Raw genomic sequence first — 16,274 nt, 5'->3', positions numbered from 1 at the left:
CCGCATGAATTGCGAACTTGGCAGGTACTTTGCATAAGTTGCACAAGTAAGTGACCAAGTTGCCAAGTAATTGCCAAGTAAATGACTAAGCTTCATTAAACCTTCACATATGGTGTCAGTCGCTTATGTGGTCAGTCATCGTACCGTACTTCGGGTCAGTACTCAGTTTTTGATAACGCGATAGGCGCGTTTCGGACTGTTTTTTGCCCCAATCGCTTCTACAAGCCCTTCCTTGCGCAGGTCGTTGAGGTGCTGCGCTGCCGTCCTTCTGGAGATATCGAATCTTGATGCCACCTCCGCCGTGCCCGCACTGGATTGGTTGGCAAGGAAAGTGAGGATCTGATGCTTCATGTCGGTGGCGGAATCCGTTGCCCCGTCTTGTGTTTGCCGCCTTCGAAATACGATTCTGAATTCATCCAAATCGCTTTCGACGAACGGTGGAGCCATGTTGGCCTGGGCCAGCGAACCGGCGATGATCGGATAGCCGGTGCCGCGGTTCTCCACCACTTTCCCCTCGGAGCCGTCCGTGTCCGTGTATGGCGTGTCTTCGAGGATGCGGGCAAGGAACTGGTTGCGCGATTGGGTGCGCTCCTTGCGTTCGAGCGCCTCGACGGTAAGCGGCCCGAAAAGCCCTCCGGGGTTGATGATTTCAAGCCGATCCGGATACAGCTCCACCCTTACCGGCGCGCCTTGGGCCTCCGGTGAATAATCCCTGTGCATGAGGGCGTTCGCGATGGCTTCGCGCACTGCCGGCAATGGGTAATCCGGAATGTCTTTGCGCAACGCGCCCACCACCACGGCGCCGGTTCTGGTGTTGCGGGAGACGGCTCGCAGCGCGCCGGAGATCATGGCAGGAATCGGGCCGTCGATGTTTTCGGCGTCGAGATAGCGCTGTGTCGCCAGAATGTCGCCCTTGCGGGAGGTCGGGAACGAGGTGAAGACCACATTGAGGCGCGGGAAGAATTTCTGCGGGAAGCTGCCAAGTGCGCAGATGCCGGCGATGGTGGGGCGCGGCGTGCCGTTGCCGTCGTCTGCCAACACCCTGCGATTGATGAGAATCTGCTCGTCGCTCATCGCGGTGGAGCGTTCAAATGAGCCCGCGCGTTGCATCCGCATCCATTGGTGCAGCAGATCGGGGTCTAGGTCGTCGATGGTGGCATCGGGCACGGCCACGAGATCGTTGCGGGCCACGCGGTATTGGTTCTCCATGAACCGGTCGATCTCGTAGAGCGTCAGCAGATGGTCGCCGTCGCCGGTACGCAGATAGGACCCGTCCATCTTGCCTCGTTTTTTGACATAACAGGGCTTCTGCATGATGTCCAGCTCTGGCACGTTGGCTACCAGAACGGGTGATTGCCGGTAATGCAGCACTTGTATGTCGATCTGCACCGCGGGCTGGAGGCGTTCCCGCGCCGCTTGGGCCAGCTGCGATTGCAGTTTTCTCACATCGAGGTCCGTCACCGGGGCAAACGTTTTTTCATTGATGCCGAGTATGACGACGCCACCGTTGGTGTTGGCAAAGGCGGCGATTGACTCGACCGCCGATGACGGGAAACCGCCTTTGGCTTCCTTAAGCTCGTAATCCTTCAGGTCGGTGCCGGCCTCTCGCATGAGAGCGATGGCGTCTGCAAGTTCTTGATCGGTGGTGATGCTTTCGGCCATTGCAGTCCCTCCTATTTCCTGATTTCCGTGCCGGCTCCGGCAGTTGCGGGATCAGTCACCGCCCCTCGAGATACGTGAATACGTGTGTGCTAGGCCTTTGCCAGGTTGCGGATAAGTATTGTTAGTGTAACAGTTCATGCCATATTTGCACAAGTAGTCGCATAAATTGCCAAGTTGGCAAGTACTTTGCACAAGTTGCACAAGTAAACGACTAAGTTGCCGAGTAATTGCACAAGTAAATGACTAAGCTTCATGGAACCTTCACATATTGGGATAGTGAAGGCGAAGCGGGGAACTTGATGTGGGGCACGGTTTCCCGCCACTTTGCCGCCGCGTCAATCTAAACGGTATCTGTTATTCCCAGCCCTGTAATTTGCGATATAAATCATCGGTCGAGAAGAACAGCAGGCCGGGGGCGTCCCTTCCGATTTTCGTGCGGACGGTTTTCGCGACGGGCCTCTTGCTGAACAGCGCCAGACGTGTCGATGCGGGCTTGAACCCGGGCACCAGGCCGACCCGTCCCTGCAGTTTGTCGATCGCCTCGGTGACGTCGAAGGTGTTGCGCCATTTGCATTCGCCGATCAGAAGCTGCCCGCGCCCGTTGGCCGCCACCACGTCGATGTCGGTTTGCTCGTGCGCGACGGGGTTGTTGCCCCACCATTTGCCGAATCTCGTCACGGGGAACGGCAGGTCGAGGGCCCCGCTGTGCCTCGCCACCCACTGCAGGCAGATGTTTTCGAACTGCTGGCCCACATACGTCGAGAACGCTTCGCCGGAAGTCGTCTCCTCCGCCGTTTCGAGGCCCTTTCCGTTTTCGATCACGTCCACGTTCGTGCCCACGAAGCGGAACCAGAAGGCGAAGAAGGGGTCCGCGATGACGTACATGCCCTTATGTGATTTCTGCGGGTTGTCGCCGAACGGAAGCTTGCGCTCCACCAGCCCCAGGTCGACGAGCGAGTTGAGGTATCTGGCGACGCTCGAGGCCTCGACGCCCGCGTGTTCGGCGATGCGCTTCGGCGTGGAGCTGCCGTTCGCCACGGCCTGCAACACGGAAAAGTACGAGGCCGGCTCGCGCGTCTCCTCGCGCAGGAGCATCATCGGTTCCTCGTACAGCAGTCCGGACTTGCGGAACATCAGGTCCGCCACGTTGCGCTTGAACCCCCGTGAGGGCCGCAACCGCGCCAGATAGTACGGCGTCCCGCCGAACGTCGCGTAATATTGCACGCGTTCCTCGTCGGAGACGTCCGGGAGGAATTTCGCGGCGTCGTAGTAATCGAACGGCTCGAGCCTGATCTGCCCGGTCCTCCTTCCGTACAGCGGGCTTTTGCCGCCCAGCACCTCGCTTTCCATGAACCCCTGATTGCTGCCGGACAGGATCATCATGACGCTGGTGTCTTTGAAGCCGTGGTCGATGGCCGTCTGCAGGGTCGAGGGCAGCGTCGGGTCGGCCTGGGCGGCGTACGGGAATTCATCGAAGACGAACACGAAATGCCCGTTGCCGGTGCTTTGGCTGTTGCGCGTCAGGCCGACGAAAAATTCAAATGCGTTCCGCCAGTCTGTGAACGCGGGCAATTCCGGCATGTTGAAAAAGCTGGACATCTGCCTCGAGAAGACCTCGAGGTTCAGCTTGGTGCTCTTTTGCGAGGCGGTGAAATAGAAGGTCCGCTTGTCTTTGGAGAACTCGTCGATCAGTGACGTCTTGCCCACGCGGCGACGGCCGTAGAGCACCATCATCTCGAACCGGCCGCTGCTGTACATGTCTTCCAGGGCCTCGAGTTCTTCTGTGCGTCCTACGAACATCGCGTGCCTCCTTTTGGGTTGCGTTTTTGGGTTGGCGTCGCCTTTTTGCGGTTCCGGTTGCGCTTTTGGGGTCGGCGTCGCCGTTCTGCGGTTTTGTTGCTTCTGCGCTGCGGTTCTGGGCTGCATTTTTGGGGCCGCCGGTTCCGTGTTGCCGTTCTGTGCCGCAGTTCCGGGCGTTTGGTTCCGTGCGTTCGGGATTCCGAGCGTTCGGCGACGTGCGTTCAGTGACAAGCGTTCGGTGACGGACGAGTTTCCATCTTGATTATAGCAACTTTGATATACCAAGCTTACTCATACCGAACTTCGGTATACCGAAGTTCTTCATACCGAAGTTTTGGAATCGGGCTATGGTGCCCGTTCTCATATTTTGGTTGTTGGTGGGGTGTGGGTGCCGGCGCGGGGTTGGTTGTTGGTGTGTTGGTCCCGTGCCGGCACCCTGTTGGTTCCCGTCCTTGGCCGGTTGGTTGGATGCGGCCGGGCGGGAAGTCTTTGTTTATTGATGGTGCCAGCGTCTGCGGTTGCGTGCGAGCTGGCTTCCTGCGGTGAGGATGACGCCGAGCAGGGCGAGGGCGATGATCAGCATGGTGCGTTGCCCGCCGGTCAGCGGCAGGGCGTGCTGGTGGTGGCCGGGGACGCGTAGCCCGGGGCCCGGGTCCGTGTCGGGGCTGGTGACCGTGCGGGGCGATGGGGATCCGCGCCAGGCGCCGTCCTCGCCGGTGGCGAGCGTGGCCACGATCTGGTAGCGTCCGCCTTGGGGCAGTCCGGCGGCGGGTATGGTGAGCGTCCAGTGGTGGGCGGTCAGGCCGTCCCAGCTGTTGGATGTGTCGCCGATTGTGGCCGTCAGGGGTGTGCCCAGGGAGGTGCCGGCCTGCCCGTCGAGGGCGGTGACGGCGACGCTGAGGGTGTCCGTGGCCGTCTGTGGGACCGTGGTGCCGGTGATGGTGACGGTGTTGTCGGTCGCGGCGCGCGTCATGCCGGTGACCGTGGGCGCGGCCGGCTGTTTCCATACGGCGTACAGGGTGAGGGGGGTCTCGGTGTCGGTGCCGTGCTGGGTGACCGTGATGGCGCGGCTGGCGGGGTCGCCCATGCCGGTGTCCGGGCTGGTGGCCATGGCGGTGGAGGCCCATCCGGTGAACGCGGCGTGCGCGGGTTTCATCGTGTTCCCGGGCAGGGGCAGGGTGGTGTGCGCCTTGCCGTCCGTGGTGTCGATGAGCCGTTTGATTTCGGCGGGCGGGGTGCCGTCTCCGCCGTACGCGTTGTTGGCGTCGAAGGTGAGGGTCGCGTAGGGCAGGGTGCCGGCCAGTTGTGTGGCGTGGCCGGGGTTGGGAGTGACGGTGTTGCCGGTGGCGGTGTCGGCGGCGTCGGGGTCGGTGTAGGCGGCGTCGATGGTGTATGCCTGGCCGCAGGAGGCCTGCAGGACCGTGACTGGTTGCCCGGTGAGGGATGCGTCGCCTCCGGTGCCGTCGGACGTGTAAGTGTGGACAGGGGCGGTCCACCGGTTGGTGGTGATGGCGAGCTTGCCGCCGGTCTTGTACGTGGCGGGGTTGCCGACCTTGAGATCCACGGTGGGCGTGGCCCCGGCTGCGGCATGCACGACGGGCGCGGAAAGCGTCGGCGCGGGCGAGTCGAGGGCGGCCCACTTGGCGGTGAGCTTGATGGCGCCGGCGGCGCCTTTGGGAGCGTCGACTAGTCCCGCGTTCAGGGTGGGTTTGCCGGCGGAGGTCACTTCGGTGGTGTCGAGGGCCCAGCCGTTGAACAGGCTGTGGGCTTTGTTGGCGGTGATGGCCTTGGGGTCGGCTGTCAGGGTGCCGTCGGTAAAGGTGGTGTCGATGGCCGCGTTGGGTGTGGTCCCGGGCCCGATGCCGGTGGGGAACGTGGCGGCGGGCCCGGAACCGCCGGCAAGATCGTAGGCGACGTCGACCCATGTGGGGGTGACGTCCGAGCGAATGTACACGCCCGCCGGGTTGTTGGCGGCTCGTGCCCTTAGCGTGGCGGGGGTGCCGTCGCCGCGTGTTGTGGTGTTCGGGCCGACGAGGCCGAGGTTGCTGGGGTGTTGGCCTTTGGGCCAGTCCCATTCGTGCCAGGTGTGGGTGGCGTCGAGATTGACGAAGGGGTCGTCGTAGCCGCTGCCGGAGGCGAGTTTGGTGTCGGGGCCCAGGCGGAGGCGTTTGAGGTTGGCTGGGATGATCTGGGCTATGCCGTAGTTGTTGAGCTGGCTGGTCTTCCAATGGCTGAGGTCAAGGTCGACCAGGCTGTCGCAGTTCTTGAACACGTAGATCATGTTGTTCGCGTGGCCGGTGTCCCAGTTCTCCGTGCCGGCGGCGTTTTCCAGGCTGGTGTCGCCTTGGAAGATGCGGGACATGTCGTCGATTTGGCTGGTGTCCCAGTGTTCCAGTCCGGTGACCTCCTTGAGGCCGGTGTCGTAGCTGAACATGCTGCTGATGGTGGTGGCGGCGGTCATGTCGAAGCGGCTGGCGTCGAGGCGTTCCAGCGACGGGTTGTTGCTGAACAGGTCTCCGGCGGTGTTGTAGGCGGGGCGGAGCTTTCCCTCCGGGGCGATGTCGACGTGTCCGAGATGGGGCATGTAGTTGAAAGGTGTGCTGCTGTAGTTGGCGATGGCGAGGGTGAGGTTGCCCTCGATGTGGATGTCGGTGATGGCGCTCTTGCTGGCGTTCCAGGGGAAGTTGTTTTGGTAGACGGGGCTGGTGCCGCCGGTCAGGCGCAGGGTCGAGCCCTCGACGGCCCAGCACACTGCCCCGGTGTCTTGGCCTGTGACGCCGCTGAGCGCGCCGGCGCTGGTGCCCCACTGGGCCCAGCCGGTTACGCTCGCGCACGGCTGCCCGCGGGCCGGCGCCTGAGTGGTCGGCTTCCAGCGGGCGTACAGGGTCAGCAGGATGGTGCCGTCGCTTCCGACCACGCCCATGCTGGTGGGGATGGCGGTGTCGCCGGAGTTGTAGGAGTTGCCCGAACCATCCGCGCGGACGGTCCACCCGCCCGATGACTGGAAGGCCATGCCTGCGGGCGCGGTGCCCACACCGGCGGGCAGGCTCACATACCCTTTGCGTTCGGCCTGGTCGACCAAGCCCTTGGCTTGTGCCGATGCGGTGTCGCCGGGCTGTTGGTCGCCTGGTTTGAGGGTGATGTCCATGTACGGCAGGATGCCGGACGAGCTGGCGCTCCACTCGCTCGACAGGTGGCCTGGGTAGATGGCGTAGGCGCGGGCCTGCCATGTGGCGCCCGGTGTGAAGTCTGAGACCGTGTAATAGTAGGAGCGGCCGCGCGTCGACGTGCTTGACGTGTATTGCCAGTCTCCTGTTCCGGCGGGTTTGACCTGTACGCTCCAGCCGGTGGCGTTGGGGTCCAGGCCGGTCACGTCCAGGTAGATTCGGCTGTCCGCATGGCTGTACCAGGCGGTCACGCCGGTCGGCGCGACGGTGTCCTTGTAGACGGCGTACAGGGCGAATGTGGTGTGCTGGCCCTGTACGAACGTGACCGTGGCGCCGAGCGCGCGGCGGTCGCCGGTGCCGGATGCGCTGGTGTCCCAGCCGATGAGCACCTTGCCTGTCGGCGGTGTCACGCCCGTGCCGTCCGACAGGGTGACCGACGCGGCGCCGTATGTCGTATCCACACTCCGCGAACCTGGCGCCGTGCCCGTCCCGCCGTTGAGGTTGTAGGTGACTGTCGAGTATGTGTTGCCCACGTGCCATCGTGCGGTGGCGGTGTGCGAGCCCGACGCGTGGATCGCGACCGCGTAGCTGCTGCCGGGGGCCTGTGTGCCGCCGCCGTCGACGCTCCACCCGTCGAACACCTGCCAGGAGGGGTGGGATGGGGGCGAGGCGAGGGTGAATGTCCCGGCGTAGTTGGTCGTGTCGATGGTCTGTGTGGCCGGCGCCGTGCCGTCCATGCCGTTCATGTTGTAGGCCATCGACACGCTGGTGGGCAGGGCGTGGTAGCGGGGCGTGACGGTGTATGTGCCCGTGGCTCGCCAGGGTAGCTGAGCGGTCGCGCCCGCGTTGTAGTTCCTGCCGTTGAAGGTCCATCCGTCGAACATGGCCCATGAGGGGCCGCTGGGTGTGCCGGCCAGGATTACCGACGTGTCGCTGGCGCTTGTGTCCACGCGTGAAGAAGCGGGTGTGGACCAGCCCGCAGGCATGTTGTACGATATTGTCGCTTGCGTGGAGGGCGCGTGGCTGCAGTAGTAGTAGGAGCGGATGATGTTGCCTTGGTATTGGGCCCAGCCATAGCTTCTGTTGTAGGCCCAGATGTTGTAGTAGCCGGGCCCGGTCTTGAAGTCGCTGTCTTGGGTGGTCCAGGTGTGGTCGTTGCGACTTTCGTTGCCGTCCCAGTGGAACGTGCCTCCGTCTCTGTAGCCGCCAATGTCTCCGTTGGTGTAAGTCTCGATATTGGTGCACCGGTTGTCGAAATAGCCATCATAGTTGCCGGAGCCGGTGACGGGGACGGATACGTTGACGGGGCAGATTTCCACGTGGACCCAGTTGTCGGAATAGACCTGGTCGGCTTCGCCGCTGATTTGGAGGTGTCCGTCGTCGTTTGGGTCGGCGTAGAGGCGGGTGAGTCGCGGGTTGTTGGACTGCGGGCCGACCATGGGTTCGTCCTGTGTGCTCACTGATGGTGCTTCGCGTGTCAGTGGGGATGGGGTTTGGGGGCCGACCGGGCTCTGCTTGACGGTCAGTGTGGCGGCGTCATGTGGCAGTGTGCCGATTGCCGATGATTGGGAGTCAATGGTGTCGGCCGGTGTAGTCTGACGGCTATTTGCGGTATGGGATGTCGATTTTTTCATCCGTTGCAGGAACGTGGCGAGGGTCTTGGACGCGTCGGAGAAGTCTTTTGTCGCGAGGGCACTGAGGGTTTTGGGTTTGGCTGTGGGGGTGGCGGCGGCGTTAGTGTGGGTGAGGCCGGTCGCGTGCGTGGTTTTGGCGTCTTTGCCTGTGGTGCGTTTACTGTTTTGGGTGTTTTTGTGTTGATTTGCGTTTGTGTTGGAGGTGCCGGCGACGTTGCCGGTGGGAGCGGAAGTGGAAAATGTTGTGGACGAGGATGCGGAGGAGCCGTGGGTCTGGATCGTCGATGATGCGGAGACGGCGGCGGAGGTGGCCGATACGGTCTGGCTGGAGGCGGCCGGGTTGAGATTGTTTGACTGGTTTACTGAAGGTTCATTTTGCGGGGGGGTACGATTCCCGTGGCTATGCACAACACAAGTGCAGCGAGACTGTTGATGACGCTCATAAGGTACCCACCCTTTATTACTTCAGACTCTTCTAAATTTCAAAACGCAACGCCGTGTAATACGTCGCGTTTCCACACAACACCTAAACTATTGATTAAACATTAGGGTGTCTTACGCCCAAATTCAACACGGGGCTGTATGGCGAATCATGCTTCTCGGCGTCGTTGCCGGGGGTCGTGTGGAACGTTTGCCGTCCTCTTTTGCCTTACAATTCGTGGGCTTGTGGAGGGATTTGACGCTGCTTTAAAACGTAGTGAAACCGCGGTGTCTTTCGGCGTGTCGCGATTTGGGCATAAAAGCTTGGCCCCTTGTGCCTGTATTAGGGGTTTGGATTTGCGTGTGGCCCGGTCGATCGGGATGAGTAGCGGCGTTCGCTGGCTGGGTGTGGCCGGGTTTGTGATGCCGGCGGTCGGGTGGGTGCCGCTGTCCGTTCGTCCGATGACATGGGCTGTGGTGACGGCTGGTGCGGCCGGCCTTCGCGGAGTTGTGGGGTTTGCTGTCTGGCGGTTCCTTTCATGGGGTGGTTGGTGTTGGTTGTGAGTTGTTTGGTGGTCTTTTGCTTTTCTGGCGTCTCCTTTAATGAAGTGGTTGTTTTGCTCGTTGGTTGTGTTGGTGGGTGTGGGTGCCGGCGCGGGGTTGGTTGTTGGTGTGTTGGTCCCGTGCCGGCACCCGGTTTGTTGTTCCCGCCCTGGCCGGTTGGTTGGGTACGGCATGGGCGGGAAGTCTTATTGGTTGGCGTGGGCAGTGCTGTCGCCGCTGGCCCGTGCGGGTTGTTACGTGTGTGTTTGTTTGTTGCTGTTCATTGGTTTGCCTGTGCTTTCTATTGGTATTGGTGGTGCCAGCGTCTGCGGTTGCGGGCGACCTGGCTTCCTGCGGTGAACAGTACGCCTAGGAGGGCCAGAGCGATAATGAGCATGGTGCGTTGCCCGCCGGTGAGGGGCAGGGCGTGCTGGTGGTGTCCGGGGAGGTTGGATTGTGTACTGGCGACGGCGCTGTGCGGGTGGAGGTCGGCGTTGGTGTCGCGCCATTGGTAATCGTGGGCCTCGAGCTTGGCGTCGGTGCGGTATCGGCCTCGTGTGGGCAGCTCGTTCTCCGGCAGGGTGAGCGTCCATGGGTGTTCGGTGTGCCCGTCGTAGGCGAGCGCGTGTCCTTGGCCGTCGGTGGTGCTGATGGTCGCGTGGCGTGTGCCTGCGGGTGTGAGGCCTGTTTGCCCGTCGAGGGGTGTGAGGTCGACGGTGATGTCGTCCTCGCCGGTCCAGGGGATTGCGGTGCCGGTGATGGTGACGGTGTTGGCCAGGGCGCTGCGTTTGATGCCGGTGACGGTGGGCGCGCCTAGCTTGTGCCAGACGGCGTAGAGGGTGGTCCGGGTCTCGGTGGCTCCCGTGGTGGCGGGCAGCTGGACGTTGCGATTGGCGTGGTCGCCCATGCCGGCGTCGGGGTCGGTGGCGCTCGCGGTGGTGGCCCAGCCGGCGAAGACGGCGTTGCCGGGTTTCATGGTGCCGGTGGCGTTGGGCAGGGAGGCCCAGGCCTTGCCGGTGGCGGTGTCGACGAACGACTGGAGCGCTGTGGGTGGGGTGCCGTTGCCGCCGTGGGTGTCGTTGGTGTCGAAGGTCAGGTTGAGCCATGGCAGGGTGCCGGTGGCGATCCCGCCGCCGTTCTGGGAGGCCAGGGATTCGATCTGGTTGCGGGTCTGTGGGTCGTGGGTGGTGTAGGTGGCGGCCAGTGTGTACTCCTCGCCGGGTGCGGGGAAGGTGGTGTCTTGTCCTCCGGTCAGGGAACCGGGCAGTGTGAACGGGTCGGGGGTGATGGTCTGGCTGCCGGCGGTGGTGCTTGTCTTGGCCTGGCATTGGCCGGGCGTGTAGTCGGCGGTCTGGCTGCTGGGTTTGACGCATACGTTCATGGTGCCTCCGGCCGCTATGGCGGGCTTGGCCGGGTCGGTGATCGCGTCCATGGCCGTGTTGAACGTGGCGGTGGCGCCTACGCCGGCGGAACCCTGGTCCGTGGTGCGCGGGGTGACCGTCACTTGGGGTGTGCCGGGTGTGGCTTCCGGGACGGGGGTCCATTGCGCGGTGACGGTGGCGGTGCCGCCGGCGCCCTTGGATGCGGTGATGGTGTGGTTGCTGATGGTGGCTGTGCCGCCGGTCATGCCGCTGGTGTCGATGGTCCATCCGTTGAACAGCTGGTAGGGCTTGTTGCCCGTGATGTGGGTGGGGGCGGCGGTGGTGTAAGCACCGTCTTTGAAGGTGGTGTCGATGGCGAGCCCGTCGCGCTTGGGCTGTCCGCTGTTGGCGGCCTGGCCTATCTGGGCGGGCAGGCTGGTGTCGCCGGTGCCGCCGTTGAGGTTGTAGGTGAGGTCGGTCCAGGTGGGGTTGACGTCGTCGCGGATGTAGACGCCTTCGGGGTGGTTGTCGGCTCGTGTCTTGAGGGTGGCCAGAGTGCCGTCGCCGGGTGTCCCTGACGTTGGGCCGACGGGTCCGAGGTCGCTGGGGTGGTGGCCTTTAGCCCAGTCCCATTCGCGCCAGGTGTGGGTGGCGTCCACGTTTGTGAAGGGGTCGTCGGAGTCTTTGGTGAAGAGCCTGGCGTTGGGGCCGAGGCGGAGGCGTTTGACGTTGCGGGGCAGCAGGCCGCCCATGCCGCCATAGTAGGAGTCGTGGAGCGTTTGGGTGTTCCAGCCGGTCAGGTCGATGTCCGCCATGGAGTCGCAGCCTTCGAACATGTAGCTCATCTCGGTGACGTGGCTGGTGTCCCAGCCGCTGAGATCCAGGTCCGTGAGCCGGCCGTCGTAGTCGAACATGTTCCATGTGCTGGTGACGTGGCTGGTGTCCCAGTGGTCAAGGCCGGTCAGGGTCTTGAGGCCGGAGCAGCCCGAGAACATGTTGGCCATGGTGGTGGCGGTGCCGGTCTTCCAGCCGGACAGGTAGAGGCTGGTGAGCCGTGAGTCGTTCCAGAAGAGGCTTCCGGCGGCTGTTTTGTCGAGGGTGACGGTGTGGTGGTTGTCGGTGAGGCTGGTGAGGTTGCCCATCAGTTCGAAGGGTCCGTCGTTGCCGTAGTTGTTGCTGATGAGGGTGAGGTCGCCTTCAATGGAGATCTTGGCGATGGTGTCCTTCTGTGTGGTCCAGGGGAAGGTTCTGCTGGTGTATTGGGGGCTGGTGCCGCCGGAGAGGCGGAGGGTGTCGCCGTTGTCGATGGTCCAGCACACGGCACGCGAGTCGGCCGGGGTCAGTCCCGGTGTTGGGGTGCCGGGTGCGCCCCAGGTGTTCCATCCGCCGGCGGTGCAGTTGCCTGGTGTGGCGGTGGGGGTGCTTTGTTTCCACTGGGCGTAGAGTGTCACGTTGGTGGCTTGTCCGTTTGGGGTGCCGAGGCTGGTGGGGATGGCGGCCTGCCCCATGGGGTAGGCGGTGCCGGTGCCGTCGGCGCGGGTGTCCCAACGGTCGAAGTTCATGGCCGCCGGCGGGCTGATGCCCTGGTCGGTGGCCTTGGGCAGGGTGAGGTAGGCGTTGTGGTCGCTTGAGTCGACGAGGCCTTTGGTGTGCGCGTCGGCGCCGGTGCCGTCGCCGGGTTTCAGCGTGACGTCCATGTAGGGCAGGACACCGGTGTATTCGGTGCTCCAGTCGCTGCTGACGGTATGGCCGGAGGAATCGGTGTAGATGGCGCGGGCTCGGGCCATCCATGTGTCGCCGGGCGTGAAATCTGAACCGTCATAGTAGGACTGGCCGGTCGTGGACGTGTTCCACGCGGACCGGTAGTAGCTGGTGGCGGTGGGTTTGACCTGGATATCCCAGTCGGTGATGCCGGCTTGGAGGCCGGTGGCGGTCAGATAGACGCGGTTGTAGTCCGCGTGGCTGTAGCGTGCGGTGATGCCAGTGGGTGCGGTGACGGTGCGCCATTGGGCGGTGAGGGTGAGGGTGGTGTGCTCGTCGGGTCCTGTGGTGGCGCCGTCGGTGTTGGTGGGGATGTCCCTGCTGCCGGGCTGCCAGACGGGGCCGCCGGTGGTGTTCTGCCAGCCGGTGAGCCACATGTGGGGGTGGGTGAGTCCGTCGGGGCCGGGGATGGTGATGGTGGCTTTGCCGGTGGCCGTGTCGGTCAGGGCGTTGGTGTCGGGTGTGGTGCCAGTGGCACCTTCGCCATGCTGGTAGCTGATGGTCATCCAGGGCAGAGTGCCTTGCAGATCGGTGGTGGCGCTGTCGGCGTTGTTTTCGGTGAGTTTGGCGGTGAAGTGGTGTTGGTGGCCGTAGCCGTACCTGTCGGTGTACTCGTTGGACGGGAAGGTGACGGTCCACTGCCATGCGCTGTTGGTGCCGGGTGCAGTGATGGCTGGCTGGCAGGCGGTGTCGCCGGTGCCTTCGGTCATGCAGGCGGTGATCTTGTCGCCGGAGGCGACGTCGGATGTGCCGGTGAGGACGATCTTGTCGTCGGTGTGCCGGTAGACGGCCGTGAGGCCGGTGGGCGCGGTGACGGTGTGCCATTGGGCGGTGAGGGTGAGGGTGGTGTGCCCGTCGGGTCCGGTGGTGGCGCCGTCAACGTTGGTGGGGATGTCGGTGGGGCCGGGCTGCCAGGTGAGGGTGCCTGTTTTGTTCTTCCAGCCGGTGAAGTCAGGCCAGGCATGGTTGGGTGCAGTCATGCTTCCTTGGCCGGGGATGGTGAGTGTGGCCTTGTTGGTGGATGTGTCGACCAGGGCGTTTTTGTCGCTAGGGGCTGTACCGGTGGCGGTGCCTTTGTCGAAGCTGACGGTCATCCATGGCAGGGTGCCGGTAAAGTCACTGCTCCATGAGCTGGTGCCGTCGGGGTAGATGGCTTGGGCTTGGACAGTCCATGCTGTGCCGGGGTCGGTAGGGTTGGTGCTGTAGGTCTCTCCCCGTGTGGAGGTGTTGGTGGTCCCGAGCCAGGAGCTGGTTGGGTCGGGTTTGTAACGGATGTTCCAGCTGGTGGCGCGGTAGTCGAGTCCGGTGGTGGTGAGGTATATGCGGTTGTCGGTGTGGCTGTATCGTGCGGTGACACCGGTGGGGACGGGAGCCACGATCCAGCGGGCGTAGAGGGTGAGTGCAGTGTGGTTGTTGGCGTCGGTGGTACCAGTGGAGGTGGAGACGTCGGTGGTGCCGGCGTATTGGGTGCCGCCATCCGCGGCGGTCTGCCATCCGTCGAGCATCTTGCCTGCCGGTGGTGTCATGCCGGCGAGATGGGGCATGGTGAGATGGCCGGTGTTGTAGGATGTGTCGACGAACATGGACTGGGTGCCTGGTGACGAGCCGGTTGCACCGTTTTTGTCGTAGCTGACGGTCATCCAGGGCAGGATGCCTTTGCCGTTGTCGGTGCTGCTTTCGGGGCTGTAGGTGTAGTTGCCGGTGATGGGGTCTTGGACTTGTGCCTGTACCCGTGCCTGCCATTGTTTGCCGGGTGTCCATCCGGTGTCGCTGACTTGGGCGGATGCGCCGGATATCCATCCGGTGTCGAAGGCCGTGCCTGCGTTGCTGTCGGGCCAGTAGCGGAAATTGATTTTTTGGGTGTAGGCGGGCAGGCCTGTTCCGGAGAGTGTGACTTTGCCGGTGGCGTGCGACCAGGCGGCGGTCACGCCACCGGGTGTGGGCACGTCGCCCCATATGGCGTAGAGCGAGTATGTGCTGTTGTCGCCGGAGTTCAGATAGTAGCCGCCTGACCCGTAGGCCTGCGGGCCGTTGCTGCTTCTGCTCCAGTATCGGAAGAGGCCGCCGTATCTGTTGGAGGAGAGGCGGTTGGAGGCGTAGAGGTCCATGTACCCGGACTGGTTGGCTGTGTCCACGTGGAGCACGGAGGGGTGGTTGGCTGTGCCCCCATTCGCGTAGATGTTGACCGTCGCGCACGATATCTGACCGTTGGTGTTGGTGAATGTTCCACCCTCCCACGGGTAGTGCTGTGCGCTGAGGTCGGCCAGCTGGCTGCTTGTCATGCCGCCGGTAGCGTAGGCGCATTGGTTGTTTCCTGGGTGGGCTATGGTGCCGTTCCACCGGGTCCCTGAAGGCATGTTCGCGAACATATCGGTGTGCAGTGCTGGAACCGTATCGTGGTTGTAAGCGGATCGTGTCAAGTTAAGGGTCTTGAGATTAGGAGGCAGCATGCCATAAGTAGATTTGTTGTACTGATTACCACTTAGATCACTGAAATCGATAGAGGTGAGGTTCTCACATCCCGCGAACATGTTCGATACGTCTCCGCCGTAGTTGAAAACATCTTGCAGGCTGACTGATGTGAGGGCATGGTCATTCGCGAACAAGGAAGCAGCCGAATCCCATTCTATACGATTATACATATTATCAAAATCAGTATCACTGTCATTATGAGGGGATTTGGGGCCTGAACTGTAAACACGTTGCAATGAAGGCCAGCCACTGAACATCCTATCCATGTTCTCAAAAATGAGCATACTGATAAGCGTGGTACCGATTGTATCATGGAAGGGATGGTAGCCACGTTGGAAGTTTATAGAGGTGGTGTCGTGTGCAACAGTGCCGGGTGTGGAAGGGTCGCCGAACACGGGTCTATTAGGTCTATTATGCTCAGAAGGATCATATTGGGATTTGTACGTATGTGCGGCGAGGGTGAGGGTACAGTCCGATCCCAGGTTCCAATCCACCGAGTACCATCCGCCGTTTTGTGGAGTGCATGAGGATTGCGGGCCCACAGTACGACCGACTTGAATACCTGCTTCAGACGCTTCTCGTGTCAGCGGGGAAGCGGTTTTGGGACCGACCGGGCTCTGCTTGGCGGGCAGGGGTGTTGTGGCCCGAAGGATGCTGGTTGTAGATGACTTAGATTCTGTGATACCGATTGGCTTGATCTGGTGGCTATCAGTGGTTTGACGGGCTGGTTGCTTCATTCTTTGTAGGAATGTGGCGAGGGTTTTGGATGCGTTGGTGAAGTCTTTTGTTGCGAGGGTGCCTAGGGTTTTGGGTTTGGCTGTGGGGGTGGCGGCCGCGTTGGTGTGGGTGAGGCCGGCGGTAGTTGAAGAGGTGGCGGAAGAAGATGAAGATGTTAAAGAAGCTTGGGTCTGGATCGTCGATGATGCGGAGACGGAAGTGGAAGTGGCTGCGGTAGCCGAATTGGAGGTGACGGTCTGGCTGGAGGTCGCAACCGAATTTGAATTGTTTGACTGATTTAGTGACGGTTCATTTTGCGGGGGGGGGGTACGATTCCCGTGGCTATGCACAATGTCAGTGCAATGAGACTGTTGATGACACTCATAAGGAACCCACCCTTTTTACTTCAGACTCTTCTAAACTTCAAAACGCGACGTCGTGTAATGCATCACGATTTCTATACAACACCGCAACTATCTATTAAACATTAGGGGCCCTTCCGCCCAAACTCAACCCGGTATTGTATGGCGGATCGGGGTTCCCGGCGTCGCTGTCGTGAATCGCGTGGAACGTTTGCCGTCTTACTTTGCCTTACATTTTGTAGGGCGGTGGAAGGATTTGACGCGGATCAAAAACGTAGCGAAACCGCACCATCTATCGGCGTGTCGCGGTTTGTACTCGGGGCCTCTGTGCACCGGTCTGATGAAGCTGGTAATCAATGGCCGGATTGTTGATGC

The 16,274-nt window shown here is 62.2% G+C and carries 6 protein-coding genes; 2 read left to right on the top strand and 4 right to left on the bottom strand.

Annotated features, from left to right (window positions below):
* Window positions 1-162: 162 nt before the first annotated feature.
* From OZX72_RS09445 to OZX72_RS09435, 3 genes are all read right to left on the bottom strand, one after another.
* Window positions 163-1,662, bottom strand: coding sequence for an ATP-binding protein (locus tag OZX72_RS09445; RefSeq protein ID WP_277158434.1), 1,500 nt, complete (start codon window positions 1,660-1,662; stop codon window positions 163-165).
* 354 nt (window positions 1,663-2,016) lie between these two features.
* Complete coding sequence (locus tag OZX72_RS09440; protein ID WP_277158433.1) at window positions 2,017-3,462, bottom strand: ATP-binding protein; 1,446 nt, start codon at window positions 3,460-3,462, stop codon at window positions 2,017-2,019.
* A gap of 493 nt (window positions 3,463-3,955) precedes the next feature.
* Window positions 3,956-8,671: a BspA family leucine-rich repeat surface protein gene (locus tag OZX72_RS09435; protein ID WP_277158432.1), complete on the bottom strand. Its 4,716-nt coding sequence runs from the start codon at window positions 8,669-8,671 to the stop codon at window positions 3,956-3,958.
* Window positions 8,672-9,064: 393 nt separating this feature from the next.
* Here OZX72_RS09435 and OZX72_RS09430 point away from each other — a divergent pair, with 393 nt between their 5' ends.
* Complete coding sequence (locus tag OZX72_RS09430) at window positions 9,065-9,247, top strand: hypothetical protein (protein WP_277158431.1); 183 nt, start codon at window positions 9,065-9,067, stop codon at window positions 9,245-9,247.
* 280 nt (window positions 9,248-9,527) lie between these two features.
* On the opposite strand, the gene OZX72_RS09425 is transcribed toward OZX72_RS09430, so the two are convergent.
* Complete coding sequence (locus OZX72_RS09425; protein ID WP_277158430.1) at window positions 9,528-14,990, bottom strand: BspA family leucine-rich repeat surface protein; 5,463 nt, start codon at window positions 14,988-14,990, stop codon at window positions 9,528-9,530.
* 637 nt (window positions 14,991-15,627) lie between these two features.
* On the opposite strand from OZX72_RS09425, the gene OZX72_RS09420 reads away from it, so the two are divergent.
* Window positions 15,628-15,834, top strand: a complete 207-nt coding sequence (locus OZX72_RS09420) for a hypothetical protein (RefSeq protein ID WP_277158429.1) — start codon at window positions 15,628-15,630, stop codon at window positions 15,832-15,834.
* Window positions 15,835-16,274: the final 440 nt, after the last annotated feature.

Source organism: Bifidobacterium sp. ESL0769 (assembly GCF_029395495.1).
Taxonomy (GTDB): domain Bacteria; phylum Actinomycetota; class Actinomycetes; order Actinomycetales; family Bifidobacteriaceae; genus Bifidobacterium.
Note: the sequence above shows the minus strand (reverse complement) of the source record. Positions and strands in the feature narration are given on the sequence as shown.

Bases quoted from the DNA above. Each gene is read 5' to 3' on its own strand.
- OZX72_RS09445 (WP_277158434.1), bottom strand. From the start codon at position 1,662: ATGGCCGAAAGCATCACCACCGATCAAGAACTTGCAGACGCCATCGCT.
- OZX72_RS09425 (WP_277158430.1), bottom strand. From the start codon at position 14,990: ATGTATAATCGTATAGAATGGGATTCGGCTGCTTCCTTGTTCGCGAAT.
- OZX72_RS09440 (WP_277158433.1), bottom strand. From the start codon at position 3,462: ATGTTCGTAGGACGCACAGAAGAACTCGAGGCCCTGGAAGACATGTAC.
- OZX72_RS09430 (WP_277158431.1), top strand. From the start codon at position 9,065: ATGAGTAGCGGCGTTCGCTGGCTGGGTGTGGCCGGGTTTGTGATGCCG.